The organism is Belnapia rosea (assembly GCF_900101615.1).
In the GTDB taxonomy this organism is placed as follows: Bacteria; Pseudomonadota; Alphaproteobacteria; order Acetobacterales; family Acetobacteraceae; genus Belnapia; species Belnapia rosea.
This window is the reverse complement of record NZ_FMZX01000001.1, coordinates 377,429-398,535: the sequence shown is the minus strand read 5'-3', so window position 1 is coordinate 398,535 and position 21,107 is coordinate 377,429. Positions and strand designations below refer to the sequence as shown.

Sequence of the window (21,107 nt, the reverse complement as noted above, 5' to 3'; positions counted from 1 at the left end):
CAACTTTCCGGGAGTGGCCCGGCCGCGTCAGCCGGGCCTACTGGCCCCCGCCGTCACCGCCGCCATCCCCCGCGCCATCACCGCCGCCGCCCACGCCCACATGGTCCTCCCGGCCGTCGCCGACGCCGCCATCCTGCGCACTGCCCTCCCGCGCGCTCATCACGAGAAGGCCGATGCAGGCCACCGCGAGCGGCGCGGCGAATCCGGCCCAACGCCCGCTGAGCAGCAGGGCGAGCGCCAAGGCCCCGGCCGCTGATCCCGCCAGCCGGAGGCGCCGCCGGTTCACCCGCGCCGGCTGCCCTCGGTCAGCGCCGAGAGCCGCGCCACGGCGAGCTCGAGCTGCGCCACCCGCCCCTCGGCATCCGGCCCGCTCACCGCCAGGGCGGCATGGGCCTGCTCGATCGCCGCCAGCAGGTCGATGATCGAGGCGAGGTTGCCCTGGGCCGGGTCATTGTCCCGCGCCTCGGCCACGCTCCGGAAGATGCTGTAGCGCTCCGCCACGCCGATCCTGGAATCGGTCCGCAGCGCGGCGAGGAAGCGCGCCTGCTGTGCATCCAGCCCCTCGTGCCGGGCACGGATGGCACCCCGCGTGCCGAGGCCCGGCTCCGCCCCGACCACCGCCCGCAGCATGGCGATGACGGCGACCACATGCGGCTGCCCCTCCTCGACCAGGGCGGCGAGGCTCGGGCGCTCGCGCTGCGCCGCCAGCACGCCGGGCAGGTCGGCCAGGGCGGTGATGCCGGCGAGCCCGGCCTGCCGCACCGGCTCCAGCACCGGCGTGCCGCTCGCCGCCTGCACGGCCGCCAGCCCGTTCGCCGCCGCCCGGGCCAGCACCTGGCCATTGCCAACCGTCGCATCGCGCACCGGCTGGCCGGAGGCAGCCTGGGCCAGGACATGGGCGTAGTCGCCGAGGGCGAGGAAGGCCGGATCCATCACCCGGCCTGCCGCCTCGGCGGCGCCTGCCGGCGGCGCGGTGAAATGCCCGGCCGGCGCCCCCCGCCCGCCGACGGCGAAGGCGATGGCGCTGTCCTCGCGCTGGGCCATGCGCTCGAAGCTGTCCATCCGGTCGACCGCGCCATCCACCGCCTCCTGCGCCTGGTCGAGCGCCTGGGCGAAGCGCAGCGACGCGCTGGCCGGTGGCTCGGCCCGCTCCCCCATCTGGGCGCAACCCGCGAGCAAAGGGAGGGCGAGAAGGATGAGGCGAGACCGGACCATGCAATTCCCCTTTTGGCAGATTGCGGGCGAGAGAGACGCCCGGCGGGCGCCGAGGTCAAGCGCCGTCGGGCAGCATGCCGGCTGCCGGCTTTCCGGCAGGTGAGGCCGGCATGGACGCACCCGGCATGGACCGCGCCCCGAGGCACGGTCCATGCCGGGATCTCAGACCAGCCGCGCCTGCCGCACCGCCGCGCCGATGAAGCCGCGGAACAGCGGATGCGGCGCGAAGGGCTTCGACAGCAGCTCGGGGTGGAACTGCACGCCGATGAACCAGGGATGGTCCGGGTACTCGACGATCTCGGGCAGGTCGCCATCGGGCGACATGCCGGAGAAGCGCAGGCCCGCCTCCTCCAGCTGGTCCTTGTAGTTGACGTTCACCTCGTAGCGGTGCCGGTGCCGCTCCTCGATCTCGGAGGCGCCGCCATAGACCTCCCGCACCAGCGAGCCGTCGGACAGCCGCGCCGTATAGGCGCCGAGCCGCATCGTGCCGCCGAGATCGCCCATGGCATTGCGCCGCTCCAGTGCATTGCCGCGCAGCCATTCCGTCATCAGGCCGACGACGGGATGCTCGCAGGGGCCGAATTCAGTGGAGGAGGCGCCCTTGAGCCCGACCAGGTTCCGCGCCGCCTCGATCACCGCCATCTGCATGCCGAAGCAGATGCCGAAGAAGGGGATCTTCCGCTCGCGCGCGAAGCGCACCGCCTCGATCTTGCCCGGCGTGCCGCGCTCGCCGAAGCCGCCCGGCACCAGGATGCCGCTCGCCCCTTCCAGCCGCTTCACCGCCTCGTCGCCGCTGCGGTCGTCGAAGACCCCGGAATCGACCCAGTCGAGCTTCACCCGCACATTGTGCGCGATGCCGCCATGGGTCAGCGCCTCGTTCAGCGACTTATAGCTGTCGAGCAGGTTGGTGTACTTGCCGACGACGGCGATGGTCACCTCGCCCTCGGGCTGCTTCAGGGAATGGACGATGCCCTCCCAGCGCCGCATGTCCGGCTCGCCATAGATCGACAGGCCGAAATGGCGCAGGACTTCCCGGTCCAGCCCCTCGGTATGGTACTGCAGGGGCACGCCATAGATGCTGCTGGCGTCCAGCGCCGGGATCACGCTTTCCGGCCGCACGTTGCAGAACAGCGCGATCTTGCGCCGCTCATTCTCCGGGATCGGCCGGTCGCAGCGGCAGAGCAGGATCTGCGGCTGGATGCCGAGGCCCAGCAGCTCCTTCACGCTGTGCTGCGTCGGCTTGGTCTTCAGCTCGCCGGCCGAGCCGATGAAGGGCACCAGGGTCAGGTGCATGAACAGGCTCTGGGTCGGCCCCAGCTCATTCGCCAGCTGCCGCAGCGCCTCGAGGAAGGGCAGCGATTCGATGTCGCCGACCGTGCCGCCCACCTCGACCAGGATGAAGTCGTAGCCGTCGGTCTCGGCCTGGACCACTTCCTTGATCTTGTCGGTGATGTGGGGGATCACCTGGACGGTGCCGCCCAGATAGTCCCCGCGGCGCTCCGCCGCGATGACGTCGGAGTAGATCCGCCCCGTCGTCCAGTTGTCTGCCTTGGTCGCATGCACGCCGGTGAAGCGCTCATAATGGCCAAGATCCAGGTCGGTCTCGGCACCGTCATCGGTGACGAAGACTTCCCCATGCTGATAGGGCGACATGGTCCCCGGATCCACGTTCAGATAGGGATCGAGCTTGCGCAGGCGGATCTTGTATCCGCGCGCTTGCAACAGGGCCCCGAGAGAAGCCGCTGCGATGCCCTTGCCGAGGGAGGAGACCACGCCGCCGGTGATGAATACGAACCGCGCCATGGGCGCCCACCATACCGGGCCTGCCGCCGCTCCGCTACCCGCGAGGATGGAGGCTGGCGCTGGGTCAGCCATGCAGCGGGCGATCTTGCAACAGTGCGACTCCGGCGCCCATCGCGTGCGATCCCCAGCGGGCCAGGAATCTCACGTTTTCGCGATAAAGCATCGAGGCTGCCAGGAGGGTCAACGACCCCGTCCATGGCCAGGGCCCCGGAGGGCCGCCGGTCAGTTGGTCGGCACGCTCGGCGCCGCCGGTGCCACCGGGGCGGCAGGGGTCGTCGCGGCCGGCGGCGCGGGCGCATCGAGGATGGAGCCCTGCAGCCCCGTCCCCCGCCCGAGCAGGGCCAGCGCCAGGGACAGCACGAAGAAGGCCGTGCCCAGGATGCCGGTGGTGCGGGTCAGCAGGTTGGCCGTGCCCCGCCCGCTCATGAAGGAGCCCATGCCCTGGGAGGAGCCGATGCCGAGCCCGCCGCCCTCGCTGCGCTGCAGCAGGACCACGCCGATCAGGGCCAGGGTGACGAAGAGGTGGATGATGAGGAGAACGGTGGCCATGGGCTGCTGCGACTGTTCCGGAATTCAGAGGCCGCCTTCTACAGGCTCGCGGCCATGGAAGCCACCCTCCCGCGCCCGGCCGTCCCTTCGGCGGCCTCGGCCAGGTCATGGCTGGCAAGGTTCTTCCCCTTCGCCTCGACCTCGAGATCGGTCCAGGCCAGGTGCCCGACCGCCCAGGCATTGATCGCCCGGTTCCACATCCGCTCGGAATGCGCCCGGAGTTCCCGCGCCGGAACCCCGGCCGCGACCAGGGCGCGGTAATCCGGCAGCAGCTCCGGGTCGAGCCCGCCCGGCAGCAGCCCCTCGCGCGGCGCGCTCAGATGCCCCATCGGCCGCGTGCCCCGCCAGCTCTGCCGCACCAGGTCGATGCGCGGGTCCTCCGGCGCGATGTGCTCGCCCGCCGATTGGCACCAGTGGTGATGCAGGTCGAGGACGATCGGCAGGGTGTCGGCCAGCGACAGCAGGTCGTCGAGCCCGTAGGAGATCTCGTCATTCTCGACCGTCAGCAGCCCGCGGGTCTCCTCCGCCAGCAGCGCGAAGCCCCGCCGGAACCCCGCGACGCCCGGCGCCCGCGCCCCGCCATGGATGTTGATATGCGCCCCCTCCGGGTGCCAGCCGCCGGCCAGCCCCAGCATCCGCATCACCTCGGTATGGTAGTCGAGCTCGGCGATGCTGTTGGCGAGCGCCCGCGGGTTCTCGGTCGAGAGCACGCAGTACTGGCCGGGATGCATGGACAGCCGCACCCCCGCCGCCCGCGCCCGGGCGCCGATGGCGGTGAGGCCCCGCTCCACCGCCTCGCGCAGCACCGGCTCGGCATAGCGCGGCTGCGCCACCGGGTGGGTATAGACCGGCAGCACGCTCGAGATGATGCGGAGGCAGCGCTCCAGCGGCGGCGCCGCGGCCGCCTCCTCCACCTGCGCGGCGAGCGCCGCCATGTTGCCCTCGACGAGGCCGAGCAGCTTCGCCGTCGCCTCCGCCGGGCCAAGCCGGCTGAGCGCGGCGACCGTCGTGTCGCGCAGGTTCATCCCCGCCGCCGGCCGGCTATCGCCCGCCGGCGGCACCCATTTGCAGCACCATCCAATTCGCATGGAGGGCGAACGCGCCGCGGGCTTGGCGGGTTCGCCTTGCATGCCCGCGGGAAAGTTGCTATACAAGAATGATCAACACCACTCCCGCCTCAGCCCCTGCGGAGGAATGCGGGATCAGCCGAGAAACACGTCATCGGCGGTGAGGCCGCGGACGCCCAGCAGCTCGATCTCGACCGTCACGCCCGGCACGGGCTGCGGGTATTCGGGCGGCGGCAAATTGAACTGGGTGTAGATCTGCACGATGGTCCGGTCGCCCTCGACCTCGTAGCGGACCTGCATCCGGTTGCCGTCCTCCGGGCTGACCCGGAAGGCCTCGTTGCCGATGAAGACCGGCGGCGGCGTGTCCCGGGGCAGGAAGCCGCTGCGGTAGCCGGACAGGTCGAGCACGTCATCATCGGCATGCCGGAAATCGGTGACGACATCCCGGTTGCCGGGGCCGACGCCGCTGTCGAGGGTGAAGCCGGCAATGCCCTCCCGCCCGAACAGGAAGCGGTCCGCGCCCCGGCCGCCGGTCAGGACATCGAGGTCGTATCCGCCTTGCAGCGTGTCGTCCCCAGAGCCTCCGTAGATGGAATCCTTTCCGCCCCCGCCCCGGATGCTGTCCCGCCCCGCCCCGCCACAGAGCAGGTCGGCGTCATCGAGCGCCTCCCAGCCCTCGGCGCCGGACGGGCTCGGCGGCCCGTAGCCCCAGCCGATGATGGTATCGTTCCCCGAGCCCCCGAAGGCGGTGTCCTCGCCGTATCCACCCTGGACAAGGTCGTCGCCCCTGCCGCCGAGGAGCAGGTTGCGGCCTGGGGTGCCGCCAACTTCCACCGGGTTCGGGCCGCCCGGCCTGGCATCGCCGACGACACGGTCGTTCCCGTCGCCGCCCGAGACGAGATCATCGCCCGCACCGCCGAAGACGCTGTCATTGCCGCTGCCGCCGAACACCGCGTCCCGGCCATCGAGACCGTCCAGGGTGTCGTTACCACCAAGACCCGCCAGCAGGTCCCAGCCATTCGTCGCAGGCAGGGTATCAGGACCGGACCCGCCAAATCGGATGCTCATTTCGGTTCCCTCCGGATGATCCATTCTTTTGCATGGATCTTCTTTCTCAATAATCCGGTGGTCGCCCGTCCTGCATTCCTTATTCATCGGGTCGCCCTGCCAAGCAGGCTGGCCGGGCTTCAAGTCTGCATGAGGCGCTGCTGGCCGAAGGCGCCCGGGGATAAAACCCTCAAATCCTCAATTATCTGGGCCAACCCATTGATTTCAGGGTGGCGGCATGGCTCGGCCTCAACGGATTTGAGGTGGCCGGGGCGCCTTCAGGCGTCCACGACCACGTATTCGTCCTCGACCTTCACCGGGAAGGTCTCCGCCACATAGGGGCCCTCGACCAGCGTCGCCCCGCTCGCCACCTGGGCGGGGAATTGCCGCACCTGAACCCGCTTCGGGTCGAACCAGGACTTGCCGGTGCGGATGTCGAATTCCCAGTAGTGCCAGGGGCAGCGCACCATCTCGCCGCGCCGCGAATAGCGGTACTCGCCGGGTGCCGCGCTCTCCACATGCCCGGAGACCAGCCCGGCGCAGAGGCTGCCCCCCTGATGCGGGCAGCGATCCGACAGCGCGTAGAACTCACCGCCGAGGTTGAAGACGACGATGCGCTTCCCCTCGGCCTCGATCAGCTTCCGCCCGCCGGCGGGGATCTCGCCCACCGGCGCCACGACGATCCGAGCCATGGCCTAGAACCCGTACAGCGCCCGGGCATTGCCGCCATAGATCCCGCGCCGCCGCTCGGCCGGGATCACGCCGGGGATGGCCGCGCGTGGGTCGTCGAAATCCCAGTGCGGGTAGTCGCTGGCGAAGAGGATGTGGTCCCAGCCCACCCATTCGCAGGTATCGAGGATGTGCTGCCCCCGCTCCGGCTCCTCCATCGGCTGGGTCGAGACCCAGATATGGTCGCGGATATACTCGGAGGGCGCCCGCTTCAGGTGCGGCACCTCCGACTTCAGGTGGCGCCAGTGCTTGTCCAGCCGCCAGCCCACCGAGGGCAGCCAGGCGAAGCCGCATTCGATCAGGATGACCTTGAGGCCCGGGAAGCGCTCGAACACCCCCTCGGTGACAAGGGAGATCACCTGGTTCTGGCAGGAGGTCGCATGCTCGCTCACCTCCTCGATATAGAAGGAGGGCCAGCCGCCATTGGTCATCGCCCAGCCGCTATAGCCGAAGGCATGGAAGGCGACCGGCAGCCCGGCCTCCACCGCCGCCTCGTAGATCGGCCAGTAGCGCGGGTTGCCGGCCGGCTCCGCCGTGCGGCTCATCATCAGCACCTGGCAGAAATTCGGGTCGCCCGCGCGCTTGCGGATCTCGGCGGCCGAGGCCTGCGGGTCCTCGTAGGGCACGACGACGCTGCCGCGGAGCCTGGGCTCCTTCCGCAGCCAAGCCTCGAGCTGCCATTCATTGGTCGCATGTGCCATGGCGGCGGAGAAGCCGTTGTTCCGGTCCCCCTGCCCGCTCGGCTGCAGCGGGTTCAGCACCCCGTAGTCGATCCCGTAATTGTCGAGCAGCTGGAAGCGCAGGAAATCGAGGTCCGAGGCCGGCGTCCCGCCATTCGGCGGCCAGGCGTCGCGGCGCGAGGCCAGCGGCTGCGCCTTCGGGAAGGGCGGCTGCCCGGCGGTGAAGCCGTGCCGGGCCCGCATCCCCCAGGTCTGCAGGTGCTCCCACCACCGCTCGCTGAGGAAGGGCCTGAAATCCTCGATGGCGTGTGGCCGGGGGTGGATGTCGACATCGACGAGGCCCAGCGTGGCGGCGGCGGGCTTGCCGGGGGCGGCGATCGGTTGGATGACGTTCATGCCACGACTCCTTCGCGCAGGCGCTGATAGGTGGCGAGCGGATTGTCCCGCATCAGTTTCGGCCAGAGGCTCTCGGGGATGCCCGGCGGCATCGCCGCATCCCCGTCATATTGCCAGTGCGGCCAGTCCGAGGCCCAGAGCAGCAACGCATCGGAGCGCAACTGGTCCATCACCCGCTGGACGATGGCGCCATCCTCCGGCGCATCCAGCGGCTGGACGGTCAGCCGCACCTGGTCACGGACGATCTCAACCGGCAGCCGGTCCACCCAGGGCACCTCGAAGCGCACGCCCTTCCAGGTCTTCTGCAGGCGCCAGAGGAAGCTCGGTAGCCAGGTCACGCCGGATTCCAGCAGCACCACCCGCAGGTCGGGGAATTTCGAGAAGGCGCCCTCGGTCAGCAGGCTGGCGAGCGTGCTCTGGAAGGCCTGCTGGTTCGCCGCGTATTCCTCGAGATACCAGCTCGTCCAGCCAACCGAGGTCTGCGGGTGGCGGTAGGCGCTGCCGGCATGGATGCCGAGCGGCAGCCCATGCCGCGCGCAGGCCTCCAGCACCGGCCAGTAGTGCCGCCGCCCAAGCGGCACCTCGCCCATCACCAGCACCAGCACCTGGACGAAGCGCGGGTCGGGCGCCAGCCGCTCGATCTCGGCCACCGAGGCCTCGACGCTCTGCAGCGGCAGCACGATGGAGGCGCGCAGCCGGTCGTCCCGGTCGAGCCATTCCGCCCGCGTCCAGTCGTTCAGCGCCCGGGTGAAGGCTGCCGCCATGTCCTCGTTGAAGACCAGCTGCACGCCGTAGAGGGGGTTGAGGATGCCCATGGCGGTGCCGAGCCGGTCCATCGACTGGGCCCGCAGCAGCTCGACCGTCCCGGCGCCCCGGCCATCGGCACCGCGCCAGTCCTGGCGGATGGTCTTCGGCGAGCGCACCGGCCAGGACTGGGTGTCGAGGGTGGTGATCCCCCGCTCCTCCACCTGGTCGCGCCAGAACTCGTCCATATAGGGCGTCAGCGCCCGCATATCCGGCACCATCGGGTGCAGGTCGCAATCGATCGGGCGGAAGCGGCTGAACATCGCCTCTCGTTATCCTCCCAGGTCGGCCAGCCCGAGGAAGGCCGCCGCCAATCTTGCCTGGCCTTCGAACATCGCCCGGCCGGTGACCGTATCACACCCCGCCGCGGCCGCCGCGTCCAGCAGCGCCGTGCGCTCGGGGGTTGGAATTACGTCGGCGACCACCTGGCCGGGCGACAGGCGGCCCGGCTCCACCGCCAGTGCATCGCCGGGCCGCAGGCCGAGCGGCGTCGCGTTCACCACCAGCCCGTAGCCGGCCGGGTCCGGCAGGGCGGTGGCCACCCGGCAGCCGGGGAAGGCGGCCGCGACCGCCTCCGCCAGCGCCCCCGCCCGCCCCGGCGCCGTATCCGACAGGGCGAGCTCCGTCACCCCCGCCCGGGCCAGGGCGAAGGCGATGGCCCGCCCCGCCCCACCGCAGCCGACCTGCAAAGCCCGCATCCCGGCCGGCTCATGGCCCTCGGCCCGCAGCCCGGCGACGAAGCCCTCGCCGTCGAACATCTCGCCCTCCCAGGCGCCGTCCGCCCGGCGGCGCACCGTGTTCACCGCCCCGGCCAGCCGCGCCAGCGGCCCCAGCGCATCGAGCAGCGGCACCACCGCCTGCTTGTGCGGCATGGTCAGCACCACCCCGTCGAGGTTGCGGAGGCGCGTCAGCCCACGCCAAGCAGCCGGCAGGTCGGCAGCCGCCACATCCAGCGGCACGAAGGCGGCATCCAGGCCCGCCTCGGCGAAACGGTCGTTCCACCAGGCCGGCGAGCGCACCACCCCGACCGGGTCGCCGAGGATGGCGAAGAGCCGGGCCGCACCGGTGATGGGCATTGCGCTCCCCCTCTGCTGGACCTTGCCGTCGCGCTTCGCCCATCCTGGCGCCGAAGCCGGGGAGGAGGAAGGACATGGCGAGCGGCAAACGTCCGGTGGCGCTGGTGACCGGCGCGCGGCGCGGCATCGGGGCGGCGACCTGCATCGCCCTCGCCGCGCAGGGCTACGACATCCTGGCCGTCGACAAGGAGCTGGAAGGCGCACGGGAGACCGGCCGCGCCGTCGTCGAGGCGGGTGGCGATTTCGACTTCCGCTTCTGCGACCTCGCCGACCCGAAGGCCCTCGCGCCGCTGGCCGACTGGGCCTGGGCCATGGGCGGCGGGGTGGAGGCGGTGGTGAGCAATGCCGGCGTCGGCACGCAGCAGCGCGGCGACCCGCTCGACCTCACGCCGGAGAGCTGGGATCAGGTGATCGCGGTCAATACCCGCGCCCCTTTCTTCCTCACCCAGGCCCTCGCCCGGCGGATGGTGGCGGAGGTTGCGCCGCTGCGCGGCCCGCGGGGCATCGTCTTCATCACCTCGGCCAATGCCGTGCTGGCGAGCCCGGACCGCGCCGACTACTGCGCCAGCAAGGCCGCGCTCTCGATGCTTGCCCGCTGCTTCGCCCTGCGTCTGGCGGAGGACGGTATCCCGGTCTTCGAGGTCCGCCCTGGCGTCATCCGCACGGCGATGACCGCCCCCGTCGCCGAGCGCTACACCCAGCGCATCGCCGATGGCCTCTCGCCCATCCGCCGCTGGGGCGAGGCGGAGGATGTGGCCCGTGCCGTCGCGGGCCTGCTCTCGGGCGCCATTCCCTTCTCGACGGGCGATGCCTTCCATGTCGATGGCGGGCTGCATATCGGCCGGCTCTGACCGCCTCCCCCATTGCCGCGCGGCCGCACTCGCCGCAGGCTGGCGAACCGGATCACGGAGATGCCGAATGGACCAGCCCGTCCTCGACCTGCCCTTCGATGCCGAGGCCATGCTGCCCGGCCTGCGTACCTGGGTGGAATGCGAGAGCCCGACCTTCGACGCCGCCGCCGTCGCCCGCATGATGGAGATCGCGGCGCGCGACCTGGCGCTGATGGGCGCGCGCATCGAGACCATCCCCGGCCGCATGGGCTACGGCCCCTGCGTCCGCGCCACCTTCCCGCACCCGAATCCGTCGATGCCGGGCGTGCTGGTGATGGGCCATCTCGACACCGTCCACCCGGTCGGCACGCTGGAGCCGCTGCCCTGGCGCGTGGAGGGCAACCGGGTCTACGGCCCCGGCGTCTATGACATGAAGGGCGGCAACTGGATCGCCATCGAGGCCATCCGCCAGCTCATCCGCGCCGGCATCGCCACCAGCCGGCCGGTGACGGTGCTGCTGACCAGCGACGAGGAGGTGGGCTCGCCCTCGACACGCGACCTGATCGAGGCCGAGGCCGCGCGCCACGCCGTGGTGCTGGTGCCGGAGCCGGCGCGGCCGGATGGCGGCGTGGTCACCGGCCGCTATGCCATCGCCCGCTTCAACCTCCGCGCCACCGGCCGGCCGAGCCATGCCGGTGCACGCCTCGCCGATGGGCGCAGCGCCATCCGCGAGATGTGCCGCCAGGTGGTGGCGATCGAGGCGCTGACGACCGATGCCGTCACCTACTCGGTCGGCGTCATCCATGGCGGGCAGTGGGTGAATTGCGTGGCGACGCATTGCGACGCCGAGAGCCTCTCCATGGCCAAGCGGCAGGAGGACCTCGATGCGGCGGTCGAGACCATGCTCTCGCTGCGCCCGACCGGGAACGACGTGCAGCTCGAGGTGCGGCGCGGCGTGACGCGCCCGGTCTGGGAGCCGGATGCGCGGGGCATGGAGCTCTATGGCACCGCTCGGCGGATCGCCCAGACTATCGGCTTCGACATCAGCTCGCAGAGCGCGGGCGGCGGCTCGGACGGCAACTTCACCGGCGCGATGGGCATCCCGACGCTCGACGGGCTCGGCGTGCAGGGCGCCGGCGGACATACGCTGGAGGAGCATCTGCTGCTCGACAGCCTGGTGCCGCGGGCGCGGCTGCTGGCCGGGCTGCTGCAGGTGGTGTGAGGCGCTCAGGCGGCGAGGAGCGCCGCCTCCAGCGGCGCCGGGTCGAATCCGAAGTCCTGGTAGCCCTGACGCAGCCGGGCGACATACCCAGCGGAAGGCGGGCCAGGGCGATATCGGATCTCGCGATAGACCCAGGCCTCGCCGCCCCCCGGCAGTGCGAGGCGGGTGCGTTCATAGGTATGTGGGCCCTCATAGCCGTCGAGCACGACCAGATGACCGGGCGTCACCTGCCAGAGGCCGACCGGGCAGGTCGCCGCCGGGTCAGGCTCGATCAGCGCGAACCGGCGCAATACGAGGCGCCAGCCAGGCAGCAGCACCGCGCCGGCGACCGTGGCGCCGGGGCAGCGCGCCTGCATCTGCGCATGGGAAAGGTTGCTGCCATAGGCGGCATAGAGTTCGGGCATGGGCGAAACAGTCATCGGCCCGGTGTCATGGCGCAAGGGGGGCGCGCGGGATAGGCTCGGGCCATGAGCGACATGGCCGGCGACAGCCCGAAGCAGACCGAACGCCCCGACTGGTCCCGCGCGGAGCGGGCGCTGCGGCGCGACCCGGTGCTCAAGCGCGTCATCAAGCAGATCGGCCCCTGCACGCTGGAGCCGGTAACGCGTGAACCCTATGAGGCGCTGATCCGCGCCATAGCGCATCAGCAGGTCCATGGAAGGGCGGCGGAGGCGATTCTCGGCCGGCTGCTGGCCTTGCATCCGGGCCATTCCTTCCCGCCGCCCGAGGCGATTCTCGCCATGGAAGTGGAGACGATGCGCGGCTGCGGTTTCTCCGCGGCCAAGGTCGCAGCCATCCGCGACATCGCCGAGAAATCCATCGGCGGGCTGGTGCCGACGCGTGCCGCCTGCGCACGCCATGGCGATGCGGAGTTGATCGAGCGCCTGGTCGCCATCCGCGGTGTCGGACGCTGGACGGTCGAGATGCTGCTGATCTTCACCCTCGGCAGGCCGGATATCCTGCCGGTCGATGATTTCGGTGTACGGGAGGGCTGGAAGGTCGCCGCCGGCCTTGAGGCGCAGCCCAAGCCGAAGGAATTGGCCACAACCGGCGAGGCCTGGGCCCCCTGGCGCAGCGTCGCCGCCTGGTACCTCTGGCGCGCGGCGGATGCAGCGAAGCGAAGCGTCTTCAAGCCGCAATAAAATGGGTGGTCGAGTGGCGGACCCGCATTCAGCCAGCCGCCGGATCGAACCGCCCTCGACGGACCGGATGATTTCCCGCCCGGCGAACCGAACCCATGCATAGTCGAGCGTTGTGCTCGGCACACCAGGCATCTAGAGCGGTTTCCGTTCGCAGTGGCTCACGGCCCCCGCTCTAGCTTATTGTTTGATCAAGCAAATTACTCCGATCAGGTGATTCCACCTGATCGGAGTTTGCTCTAGGGACGCGATGGCAGCTTGGACGGTCGCACCTTTTTGCTGCGGTGAATCGCGGCCCAGTTGAAGGCGGAAGCCGGCCCGAACCGGGCGGCGGAGTTCCAGCCAGCCCATCCGGTCACGCCACGAGAAAGCCCCCGAATGAAGCTTTGCATCCGCGCCGTGGCGTGCCATTCGAACCTCGCCGTCGGAACTTCGCTTTCCAGCAAGAGACAATGGCTTACATAGGGGCTCAGGCGGGAGACGGCCCTTGGCCGCCCTGGACCCGGATCGAATGTTCCGGCCTTTGGCATCAGCCCGCCCCATATGGGCGGAACCCGCCAGGCGATCGAGGCCGGCGGCGCGTGTGGGTAGGACAGGACCAGGCATGACGATGGATGTGGCGGCCTATGCCGGGCTCTCAAGCGGTGCGGGAGCTCAGGCGGAAGCCCTGGCGAGGACGGCGCCTTCGCCCCTTCGCGGCCGCGGGCGGCTGCTGCCCTGGCTGCGCGAGCAGCGCCGCGGCGGCGTGCCGGAGCACCGGCTGGAATTGGTCCGCTACCGGATCGCGCCGGCGAGCTGGCCGCGAGACCTGCCGCTGTCGATCGTCATCATCGCCGACCCGCATGCAGGCGGGCCGCATACGCCGCCGGAGCGGCTGGCGCGTGCGGTCGGCATGGCCAATGCGCTGCGGCCCGATCTGGTGGTGCTGCTCGGCGACTACCTGGCCGATGGGCGCTTCATCGCCAATCGCCCCACCATGCGGCAGGTGGCTGAGATCCTGGCCGGGCTGCGCGCGCCGCTCGGCGTGCATGCGGTGCTCGGCAACCATGACTGGTGGGAATGTGCAGCCGCCCAATCGGGCACCCGTGCGCTGCCTGAGGCGGCTGAGGCCTTCGCCGCGGCCGGGCTGCCGGTCATGCACAATGAGCTGAGGAGGCTGGAACATCGCGGCCGGACAGTCTGGCTCGCCGGGCTTGGCAGCCAATGGGCCTATCGGCACCGCGGCGTCATCCATGGAGCGGACGACCTGGAAGGTACGCTGGCCGGCATCCCGGCCGGGGCGCCGAGCATCCTCCTGGCGCATGAGCCGGATATCTTCCCGCTGGTGCCGGAGCATGTCGGCGTCACCCTCTCCGGCCATACCCATGGCGGGCAGGTCCGGGTGCGGGGCTATTCGCCGCTGGTGCCGAGCCGCTATGGCAACCGCTACGCCTACGGCGCGGTGGTGGAGGATGACCGGCACCTGATCGTGTCGGGCGGAATCGGCAATTCGATGCTGCCGGTCCGTTTCGGCATGCCGCCGGAAGTCACCCTGGTCGAGTTGGCCTGACGGCGGCCCCGGCCGTACCGGGGCGGCCATCCACCGAGGCCCGATCAGGGATGGGGCTGCGCCGCGAAGAGGGGCACCTCGGCCCGCAGCGGGCTCGCGCTTCGACCGAGGACTGCCCAAGCGTGAATCCGATTGGCTGATTCCATGGCGGCCGGAGGTGCTGCAAGACCCTCTACAACCGCTTCGTGAAATGGAGCCGTCTGGGCGTGGTCAACCGCATCCTCGCGGGACTGGCAGGCCGCGTGGGCGAGCCGGACCGGCTGATGATCGACGCGACCCACCTCGAGGCACATCGCACTGCCGCCAGCCTGCTCCAAAAGGGGCTGTTCCCCGCCGTATCGGGCGTACCAAAGGCGGCCTGAACTCAAAGCTTCACGCCGTCAGCAATGGTCAGGGCTGCCCCACAGTCCTGCTCCTCTCCGAGGGCCAGATGAGCGGCCACAAGGGTGCAGCGCTGTGCTGTCCAACCCACCTCGTTCCAAGGTGCTCATCGGCGACGAGGGCTACGATAGCGGCCGCTTCCGCCAGGCTCTTGCCGCCCCCGGGATCACGCCCTGCATATCCTCAAGCCGCAGCCGAAAGGTGCCAATCCCCACGACAAGACCCTCTATCGGCAGAGACACCGCACCAAGAACATGCTCGGGCACCTGAAGGATTGGCGGCGCATCTCCATGCGTTATGACCGATGCGCCCACACCTTCATGTCTGCGACCGGCCTCTCCAGCACCGTCCTCTTCTGGATCAATGAGGTCTGACCTTAGGCGCTACCCGCAGCCGGCAGGGCGGCCAGATCGCCTGGCGCCAATGCGCGCAGGAAATCCTCGCCCCAACCCTCGGGCGAGGCACCGGCGATTGACTCCCAGGCGGCCTGCCACCGTTCCTGCCGCTCGGCGCGGGGCATGTCGAGGGCGCAGGACAGCGCCTCGGCCATGCCCTCGGCATCATGGGGATTGACCAGCAGGGCGGAGGAGAGCTGGGCGGCGGCGCCGGCGAAGCGGGAAAGGACCAGCACGCCTGGATCGTTCGGATCCTGGGCGGCGATGAATTCCTTCGCCACAAGGTTCATGCCGTCGCGGATCGGCGTCACCAGACAGACCCGGGCGAGGCGCATGAAGCCGGCTACCGTGTCGCGCGTCTGCGGCCGGGCGAGAAGGCGAAGCGGCAGCCAATCCGGCTCACCGAACTCGCTGTTGATGGAGCCGGCGGCGCTGTCGACTTCCTGGCGGAGACGGCGATAGGCGAGCACATCCTCCCGCGAAGGGGCAGCGATTTGCAGCATGGTGGCGCTACGGGCCGGGCGCCGGGCGATGACGCGGCGGAAGGCTTCCAGGCGCTCCGGCAAGCCCTTGGTCGGGTCCAGGCGATCGACGCCGAGGACGAGTTGCTGGCCCTGAAGCGAACGGGCGAGCAGACGGGCCGGCTCCAGCGCGGCCTGGGAGGCGGCGGTGGCGGCGAATTCGCGGGCGGCGATCTCGGCCGGGAAGACGCCGAGGCGGACCTCACGCCCGCCAATCTCCATCTGCTGGTCGCCGGTACGGACGGCGCCGGCGAATTCGCTGGCGGTCGACGCGAAATTGTCGCGGTCGCTGGCGGTCTGGAAGCCGAGCAGATCGGCGGCCAGCACATCCTGCACCAGGCCGCGGATACCGGGGGCTACGGCAGCCGCATCGGGCGCCGGGAAGGGCACATGCAGGAAGAAGCCGGTGGGGTTGCGCACCCCCTGCCCGCGCAGCGCGCCCGGCAGCGACATCAGGTGATAATCATGCACCCAGATACGGTCATCCTGATGCAGGAGCGGCGCCAGATTATCAGCGAAGCGACGGTTCACCCGGCGATAGGTGTCGAGATCCTGGCGGCGGAAGGCCATGAGATGCGGCAGCGAATGCAGCATCGGCCAGAGCACGCCATTGGAATAGCCAGTGTAAAAGCCGCGATGCTCGGCCTCGGTGAGGTCGAGCGTCGCATAGCCAACGGCCCCGCGCTGGGAGAATGCAGGCGGGCCGACGCCTTCGGTCACGGCACCGCTCCAGCCGAACCAGAGGCCGCCGCGCTGCTGCATCAGGCCGAGCAGTGCAACGGCGAGCCCCCCGGCATGCCCAGCATTACCGGACGGCACGGGCACTCGGTTGGAGACGACGACGATGCGGCTCATCCCACCTCCAGCAAGGCGACCGGCAGACGGGCGAGGATTTCAGCCAGAGGCAAACGGTCCCCGGCTTCGCCCCCGGGCGCACCGAGGACCGCCCCGGTCAACGCATCCCGCCAGCGGTGTTCCCCCACTGGACGCGGCAACACGAGTTCGGTTCCGCGCCATTCCTCTGCCGGCACGAGCGGCAGCGACCGGTTGCCAAGCAGGGCGGCCGGCAGGCGGGTGACGACGGCGATGACAGCATGGCCACGATGGATCCGGGCAAAAGCCAGAACATGGGCGGCCTGCGGCCCCTCGACGGCGAGGGGAAGGTAGTCGCCTTGCGCGAAAACAGCCGGCCGGGCCGCTCGCAGGGCCAGGGCACGAGCCAGGATGGACTGCTTCACCCGCCCGTCGCGCCAATGCTGCAACAGGTCCTGCGGCGCCGCATCGGCCTCCAGCGCCACGCGCCTCGCCTCATAATCGACCGGACGGCGGTTGTCGGGATCGACCAGGCTGAGATCCCAGAACTCGGTGCCCTGGTAGAGATCCGGCACGCCGGGCGCCGTGCAGCGCAGCAGGAGCTGCGACAGGCCGTTGATCGCCCCTGCCGGCGCGATGCGCTCGGCGAAGCCGGCAATCTCCTCGCGGAGATGGCTGGCACGGTCGGGCGCCATGCAGGCAGTAATGAATTCGCGGCAGGCCGCCTCGTATTCGCCATTGGGCACCGCCCATTCGGTACGGCGCTTCGCCTCGCGCAGTGCCTTCTCCTGCCAGGCGGCGACACGCTCAAGGAAGGCGTTGAGGCCCGCCTCGTCATTCGGTGCGAGGTCGAGTGGCCAGGCGCTGACCAGGGTCTGATAGAGCATGAGCTGGGCGCTCATCCCCGGTGCGGCACCATCGTCCAGCGTTTTGCGGAGCGGGGCGTTGAGGCGCGTCCAACGCTGGATAGCGGCGGACCATTCAGCCGGAATCTCGGACAGGACGGCGAGCCGGGCGCGGACATCCTCGCCACGCTTGTGGTCATGCGTTGCCGTGGCCAGCAGGGCGCGGGGGAAGTGCTTCACCCGCGACCGGGCGGTGGCATGGAAGCCGGCCGGAGTGACAGCGAAGCGACCGGGATCGGAGCCGACCTCGTTGCGGGAAATCAGCCGGCCATAGCGGTAGAAAGCGGTGTCCTCCACGCTCTTGGCCGTCGCGGGAGCGGAGAGCTGCTGGAAGCGCACCGCGGCGGAGAGGCGCTCGCGCCGCTGGGAAGGCGGCAGGCTGCGCGGCGGCTCCCCGCCCAGCCAGCCATCGAGCAGTTCGAGCAGCGGGCGTTCCGTGGCACGCACGGTCCGCCGCGCACCGGCGAGCGCCCAGTCGAGGATGCGCTTGTCCTCGGCACTGCGGCCACCCGAGGAGATGTAGAGCCGGTAGATGGGAAAATGGACCAGCACCTCGGCGAGCGCCCGGCGCAGCGCTGTCAGGGTGAAATCCCGCGTCACCAGATCGCGCGACGCGACACGCTTCAGCGCCGCAGCGGTGGCGTTGAGCTCGGAGGCGAGATTGTCGCGAAGGATCTGCCGCTTGGCCTCGCGCACCTCCGTTTCGAAATCGGGCGCACGGCCGGTCTGCTCGGACCATAGGGCGGTCAGGGGCCCCTCCCCCGCCGGGTCATGCAGCACGCCACTTGCTTCGTCCATGAAGTCGTAGCCGGTCGTGCCATCGACCATCCAGTCGGTGCGCAGCGTCTCGAAGGGGGCAAGGATCTTCTCGACCCAGATCAGCGGCGGCTGATTGGGGCGGACGGTCTGCATGCGGCGATACAGCTTGCGGCAATAGCCGCGCGGATCGGCCAGGCCGTCCACATGGTCGATGCGGACGCCGTCGATGGTGCCTTCGGCGTAGAGCTTCAGCACCAGCTCATGGGTCGCGTCGAAGACCTCGGGCAGCTCGACACGAAGGCCGGCCAGCGAGGTGATGTCGAAGAAGCGGCGCCAGTTGATCTCGTCCGCCGCGGCCCGCCACCAGGCGAGGCGGTAATGCTGGCGCTCCAGCAGGCGGTGCAGGGCCTGACGGCCGGCCTCCTCCTTGGCGTCGAAGGCGGCCAGCGACCGGGCAATGCCGGCGCTGCCCGCCTCGGTCGCGGCGGCCTCGGCCAGCCGGGCACGGCAGGCCTCGGCCTCGCGCCGGGACAGGGTACGATCGCGCTGGTGCAGGCCGATGCGTCCGAATTCCAGGGCGAGCGCCTGCAGGCCCGGCTCCTCCGAGGCTTGCAGGATGTGGTGGTAGTGCTGCGGCGCGATCGGGAAGCGATGCTCGTAGTACTCGGCATAGAACCGGCCGGTTTCCGCCTCGAACTTCAGGACGAGATTGCCGGAGGCCAGAACCTCGCCATAGGGGTCGCCCAGGAAAGGGGCCAGCAGGCGGTTGGAGAGGGAGCGATCCGGCGGCTCCCAGTCGATGTCGAAATAGGTGGCGAAGGGGCTCTGGCGTCCCCATTCGAGCACATCGAGCCACCAGGCATTGTCGGCGCCGCCGACACCCATGTGATTCGGCACGATATCGAGGATGAGGCCGAGGCCAGCCTCCTTCAGCGCCGCGGAGAGGCGGCCGAGCGCAGCCTCGCCGCCAAGCTCGGGGTTGATCTGGCCATGGTCGACGATGTCATAGCCATGGGTCGAGCCCGGCCGCGCCTTGAGGATGGGCGAGGCATAGAGATGGCTGATGCCGAGCCGGGCCAGGTAGGGCGCCAGGGGCACGGCATCGTCGAGGGTGAAACCTGCATGGAATTGTAGCCGGGCAGTCGCGCGGATGCGCGCGGGAGAAATATCCCGTAGCGGGGTTGGCACGGGCATCAGTCTCCTTTGGGGCGGGCTTGGGCAAGAATATCGATCCGCCGGGCGACGGCGGGATCATCCAGCAGATCGGCCGCATCGCCGGGCATGCGGCGCTGCCAATTCGGATGGCCCTCGACGGTGCCGGGCAGGTTGGGCTGCTCCGGCAGGCCCAGGGCATCCTCGATGGGCAGAATGGCCAGGGTGCAGGCGGCGCTCGCCATATGGGCGATGGCAGCCTCGATCACGGGTTCAGTCTCCTCGGCGGCGGGCTCGTCGCCGGTCGCGGCACCGCTTTCGAGGAAGGCACGCCAAAGAGCGCTGCGGTCCTCGGCACGGCGGGCCTGTTCCTGCTTCGCCGTATCCGCATCCGGGAAGAGGTTGAGCCGGTCGCGCCAGCCGATATCGAGACCACGCCACCAGCCGGTAACGGTCGGCAAATCATGAGTCGTGGTCATCGCCGCGGCATCGGGCGACCAGCCATGCGGCGGGCGGAAGCTGCGATCCTGCTCCTGCTCGAACCAGAGTACCCGCATGCCAAGGATGCCGGCACGGGCCATCTCGCCTTGGAAGCCCTCCGGCAGGGTACCCAGATCCTCGCCGATGACGATCGCCTGGTGGCGGTGCGATTCAAGGGCGAGGAGGCGCAGCATGTCCTGCATGGGATAATGCAGATAGGCGCCACCCTCCGGTCCGATACCGGCCGGCACCACCCAGAGCCGGGCCAGGCCCATCGCATGATCGACGCGCAACCCGCCGGCGTGACGGAAGGTCGATTTCAATAGCTCAATGAAGGCGCCGAAGCCTCCGGCGCGCATCTCGAGCGGCGAAAAGGCGGTCAGGCCCCAGTCCTGCCCGAGCGGAGAGAAGATGTCAGGCGGGGCGCCGACCGAGAGGTTCGGCAGGATCTCGCGCTGGCGGGACCAGGCATGGCTGCCGCCGCCATCCGTGCCGACGGCGAGATCCGCGATGAGGCCGACCGGCATGCCCGCCTCGCGCGCCGCCTGCTGCGCCGCGCCGCGCGAGGCATCGGCCAGCCATTGGCAGAAAGCATGGAAGGCCACTTCCTGCGGGTTGTCGCGGGCGAAGCGCTGCACGCCGGGGCTCTGTGGCGTGCGGAACTCCTCGGGCCATTGGCGCCAATGCCACAGACCTGACTCGCCTCCAAAGAAGTGCGCGTGCAACGCCTCGAACCGGGCATGGTCCTCAAGCGCGGGACCGGCCTCGCGCCGATAATCGACAAAGCCGGGATGGTCCGCAGCAGCCTCGAAAATCTCGCGGAAATAGGCCAGCTTCCCGGCAGCGGCGGTCGTCCAGTTGACCAGCGGTGCGTCCTCGGCCGCCAGCCGGGAGGGCACGCCTAGCGCCGCTGCCGGATCGGCATGCAGCACGTTCAGCATGATGCGGCTGGAGGGAGCGTAGGGGCCGTATTTGTTGGGATCGGCGCTGAACAGCGCATGGGCAGGGCTGACCGCAAGCGCCGTGGCGCCTCGCCGGCCCGCAGCATGGGCAAGGGCCGCAACGCCGCCGAAATCGCCGATACCGCCATCACCCTTGCGGCGCAGCGAGTAGATCTGCGCGGCCAGGGCCCAGGGGGCAGCGCCGTTATGGACCTCCGCGCCCAGGTCGTTCAGCGTCACGCAGCGTGGTGGTGCCGCGGCGATGGTCGAGTGGCCGCCATCGAGGGTGAGGCGATGATAGCCGGGGGTGGAAATGGCGGGGAGTCGCGCCTCGCCGCCCCAGCCTTGTTCCAGCTGCCCCTCCACCCGGCCGCCACCTTCGATCTGCAGCACGAAGCGGTGGCCGGGCTGACCGCCGGGAATGGCGACACCATCAGGGCCGATGGTTGCCGTCAGCAGCGGAGGCAGGCGCTGGTCGAGCTGGCGCAGCAGGTTGCGTGCCTCGGCCGCATCCTCAGGCAGGCCGAGGGCAGCAAGGACGGCCCGCATGGTTTCTGGCGCGATGGCCTGGGACTGGCCATGCACGTCGCGCCAAGTGGTGGCTATGCCGGCGGCTTCCGCCAGATCCCGCAGGTCGTCATCGGAACTCATCAT

General features: G+C 70.1%; 19 protein-coding genes. 5 read left to right on the top strand and 14 right to left on the bottom strand.

Annotated features, from left to right (window positions below; all coding sequences use genetic code 11):
• Positions 1-37: 37 nt before the first annotated feature.
• The 10 genes from BLR02_RS01910 to BLR02_RS01865 form a co-directional block, all read right to left on the bottom strand.
• The gene (locus tag BLR02_RS01910) at positions 38-286 is read right to left on the bottom strand and encodes a hypothetical protein (protein WP_143018018.1); all 249 of its coding nucleotides are present in this window, start codon (positions 284-286) and stop codon (positions 38-40) included.
• Positions 283-1,158 carry a hypothetical protein gene (locus BLR02_RS01905; protein ID WP_090659954.1) on the bottom strand — a complete coding sequence of 292 codons (876 nt, stop codon included), beginning with the start codon at positions 1,156-1,158 and terminating at the stop codon, positions 283-285. Before BLR02_RS01905 ends, BLR02_RS01910 begins: the two co-directional genes overlap by 4 nt.
• Before the next feature lie 219 nt (positions 1,159-1,377).
• Complete coding sequence (locus BLR02_RS01900) at positions 1,378-3,018, bottom strand: CTP synthase (RefSeq protein WP_090560697.1); 1,641 nt, start codon at positions 3,016-3,018, stop codon at positions 1,378-1,380.
• 222 nt (positions 3,019-3,240) lie between these two features.
• Positions 3,241-3,567 (bottom strand): preprotein translocase subunit SecG, encoded by a 327-nt coding sequence (gene secG, locus BLR02_RS01895; protein WP_090560696.1) that lies wholly within the window; start codon positions 3,565-3,567, stop codon positions 3,241-3,243.
• 38 nt (positions 3,568-3,605) lie between these two features.
• Positions 3,606-4,697 (bottom strand): apurinic/apyrimidinic endonuclease family protein, encoded by a 1,092-nt coding sequence (locus tag BLR02_RS01890; RefSeq protein WP_090659951.1) that lies wholly within the window; start codon positions 4,695-4,697, stop codon positions 3,606-3,608.
• A 72-nt stretch (positions 4,698-4,769) separates the two neighbouring features.
• On the bottom strand, positions 4,770-5,702 hold the full coding sequence (locus BLR02_RS01885; RefSeq protein WP_176849330.1) for a calcium-binding protein: 933 nt from the start codon (positions 5,700-5,702) through the stop codon (positions 4,770-4,772).
• A gap of 257 nt (positions 5,703-5,959) precedes the next feature.
• A complete protein-coding gene (locus tag BLR02_RS01880; protein ID WP_090659945.1) occupies positions 5,960-6,373 on the bottom strand; it encodes a Rieske (2Fe-2S) protein in 414 nt (137 codons plus the stop codon).
• Positions 6,374-6,376: 3 nt separating this feature from the next.
• A complete protein-coding gene (locus BLR02_RS01875) occupies positions 6,377-7,486 on the bottom strand; it encodes an amidohydrolase family protein (RefSeq protein ID WP_090659942.1) in 1,110 nt (369 codons plus the stop codon).
• The gene (locus tag BLR02_RS01870) at positions 7,483-8,553 is read right to left on the bottom strand and encodes an amidohydrolase family protein (protein WP_090659939.1); all 1,071 of its coding nucleotides are present in this window, start codon (positions 8,551-8,553) and stop codon (positions 7,483-7,485) included. The genes BLR02_RS01875 and BLR02_RS01870 overlap by 4 nt, the downstream gene beginning before the upstream one ends.
• A gap of 9 nt (positions 8,554-8,562) precedes the next feature.
• On the bottom strand, positions 8,563-9,366 hold the full coding sequence (locus tag BLR02_RS01865) for a shikimate dehydrogenase family protein (protein WP_090659936.1): 804 nt from the start codon (positions 9,364-9,366) through the stop codon (positions 8,563-8,565).
• A gap of 74 nt (positions 9,367-9,440) precedes the next feature.
• Between BLR02_RS01865 and BLR02_RS01860 the strand changes: the two genes are divergently transcribed.
• Positions 9,441-10,217, top strand: a complete 777-nt coding sequence (locus tag BLR02_RS01860) for a 3-ketoacyl-ACP reductase (RefSeq protein WP_090659933.1) — start codon at positions 9,441-9,443, stop codon at positions 10,215-10,217.
• Positions 10,218-10,284: 67 nt separating this feature from the next.
• Positions 10,285-11,418, top strand: a complete 1,134-nt coding sequence (locus tag BLR02_RS01855) for a M20/M25/M40 family metallo-hydrolase (protein WP_090659931.1) — start codon at positions 10,285-10,287, stop codon at positions 11,416-11,418.
• Between the two features lie 5 nt (positions 11,419-11,423).
• Here the strand turns inward: BLR02_RS01855 and BLR02_RS01850 are convergent, their stop codons facing one another.
• Complete coding sequence (locus tag BLR02_RS01850) at positions 11,424-11,837, bottom strand: gamma-glutamylcyclotransferase family protein (protein WP_143018016.1); 414 nt, start codon at positions 11,835-11,837, stop codon at positions 11,424-11,426.
• Between the two features lie 48 nt (positions 11,838-11,885).
• Here BLR02_RS01850 and BLR02_RS01845 point away from each other — a divergent pair, with 48 nt between their 5' ends.
• From BLR02_RS01845 to BLR02_RS29215, 3 genes are all read left to right on the top strand, one after another.
• A complete protein-coding gene (locus BLR02_RS01845) occupies positions 11,886-12,560 on the top strand; it encodes a DNA-3-methyladenine glycosylase family protein (protein WP_245704579.1) in 675 nt (224 codons plus the stop codon).
• A 601-nt stretch (positions 12,561-13,161) separates the two neighbouring features.
• The gene (locus BLR02_RS01840) at positions 13,162-14,106 is read left to right on the top strand and encodes a metallophosphoesterase (RefSeq protein WP_176849329.1); all 945 of its coding nucleotides are present in this window, start codon (positions 13,162-13,164) and stop codon (positions 14,104-14,106) included.
• 206 nt (positions 14,107-14,312) lie between these two features.
• Positions 14,313-14,468 (top strand): hypothetical protein, encoded by a 156-nt coding sequence (locus BLR02_RS29215; RefSeq protein ID WP_176849328.1) that lies wholly within the window; start codon positions 14,313-14,315, stop codon positions 14,466-14,468.
• A 395-nt stretch (positions 14,469-14,863) separates the two neighbouring features.
• Here the strand turns inward: BLR02_RS29215 and BLR02_RS01835 are convergent, their stop codons facing one another.
• Genes BLR02_RS01835 through malQ form a run of 3 tightly spaced genes read right to left on the bottom strand, consistent with a single transcriptional unit; the run spans position 14,864 to position 21,104 of the window.
• Positions 14,864-16,258, bottom strand: a complete 1,395-nt coding sequence (locus BLR02_RS01835; protein WP_090560685.1) for an alpha,alpha-trehalose-phosphate synthase (UDP-forming) — start codon at positions 16,256-16,258, stop codon at positions 14,864-14,866.
• The gene (gene treY, locus BLR02_RS01830; protein WP_090659925.1) at positions 16,255-19,074 is read right to left on the bottom strand and encodes a malto-oligosyltrehalose synthase; all 2,820 of its coding nucleotides are present in this window, start codon (positions 19,072-19,074) and stop codon (positions 16,255-16,257) included. The genes BLR02_RS01835 and treY overlap by 4 nt, the downstream gene beginning before the upstream one ends.
• Positions 19,074-21,104 carry a 4-alpha-glucanotransferase gene (gene malQ, locus BLR02_RS01825; RefSeq protein ID WP_090561066.1) on the bottom strand — a complete coding sequence of 677 codons (2,031 nt, stop codon included), beginning with the start codon at positions 21,102-21,104 and terminating at the stop codon, positions 19,074-19,076. The genes treY and malQ overlap by 1 nt, the downstream gene beginning before the upstream one ends.
• Positions 21,105-21,107 lie beyond the last annotated feature (3 nt).

Excerpts from the sequence above, each read along its gene's own strand:
- BLR02_RS01905 (WP_090659954.1), bottom strand. The coding sequence starts at position 1,158 with ATGGGGGAGCGGGCCGAGCCACCGGCCAGCGCGTCGCTGCGCTTCGCC.
- BLR02_RS01900 (WP_090560697.1), bottom strand. The coding sequence starts at position 3,018 with ATGGCGCGGTTCGTATTCATCACCGGCGGCGTGGTCTCCTCCCTCGGC.
- secG (WP_090560696.1), bottom strand. The coding sequence starts at position 3,567 with ATGGCCACCGTTCTCCTCATCATCCACCTCTTCGTCACCCTGGCCCTG.
- BLR02_RS01890 (WP_090659951.1), bottom strand. The coding sequence starts at position 4,697 with ATGCAAGGCGAACCCGCCAAGCCCGCGGCGCGTTCGCCCTCCATGCGA.
- BLR02_RS01885 (WP_176849330.1), bottom strand. The coding sequence starts at position 5,702 with ATGAGCATCCGATTTGGCGGGTCCGGTCCTGATACCCTGCCTGCGACG.
- BLR02_RS01880 (WP_090659945.1), bottom strand. The coding sequence starts at position 6,373 with ATGGCTCGGATCGTCGTGGCGCCGGTGGGCGAGATCCCCGCCGGCGGG.
- BLR02_RS01875 (WP_090659942.1), bottom strand. The coding sequence starts at position 7,486 with ATGAACGTCATCCAACCGATCGCCGCCCCCGGCAAGCCCGCCGCCGCC.
- BLR02_RS01870 (WP_090659939.1), bottom strand. The coding sequence starts at position 8,553 with ATGTTCAGCCGCTTCCGCCCGATCGATTGCGACCTGCACCCGATGGTG.
- BLR02_RS01865 (WP_090659936.1), bottom strand. The coding sequence starts at position 9,366 with ATGCCCATCACCGGTGCGGCCCGGCTCTTCGCCATCCTCGGCGACCCG.
- BLR02_RS01860 (WP_090659933.1), top strand. The coding sequence starts at position 9,441 with ATGGCGAGCGGCAAACGTCCGGTGGCGCTGGTGACCGGCGCGCGGCGC.
- BLR02_RS01855 (WP_090659931.1), top strand. The coding sequence starts at position 10,285 with ATGGACCAGCCCGTCCTCGACCTGCCCTTCGATGCCGAGGCCATGCTG.
- BLR02_RS01850 (WP_143018016.1), bottom strand. The coding sequence starts at position 11,837 with ATGACTGTTTCGCCCATGCCCGAACTCTATGCCGCCTATGGCAGCAAC.
- BLR02_RS01845 (WP_245704579.1), top strand. The coding sequence starts at position 11,886 with ATGAGCGACATGGCCGGCGACAGCCCGAAGCAGACCGAACGCCCCGAC.
- BLR02_RS01840 (WP_176849329.1), top strand. The coding sequence starts at position 13,162 with ATGACGATGGATGTGGCGGCCTATGCCGGGCTCTCAAGCGGTGCGGGA.
- BLR02_RS01835 (WP_090560685.1), bottom strand. The coding sequence starts at position 16,258 with ATGAGCCGCATCGTCGTCGTCTCCAACCGAGTGCCCGTGCCGTCCGGT.
- treY (WP_090659925.1), bottom strand. The coding sequence starts at position 19,074 with ATGCCCGTGCCAACCCCGCTACGGGATATTTCTCCCGCGCGCATCCGC.
- malQ (WP_090561066.1), bottom strand. The coding sequence starts at position 21,104 with ATGAGTTCCGATGACGACCTGCGGGATCTGGCGGAAGCCGCCGGCATA.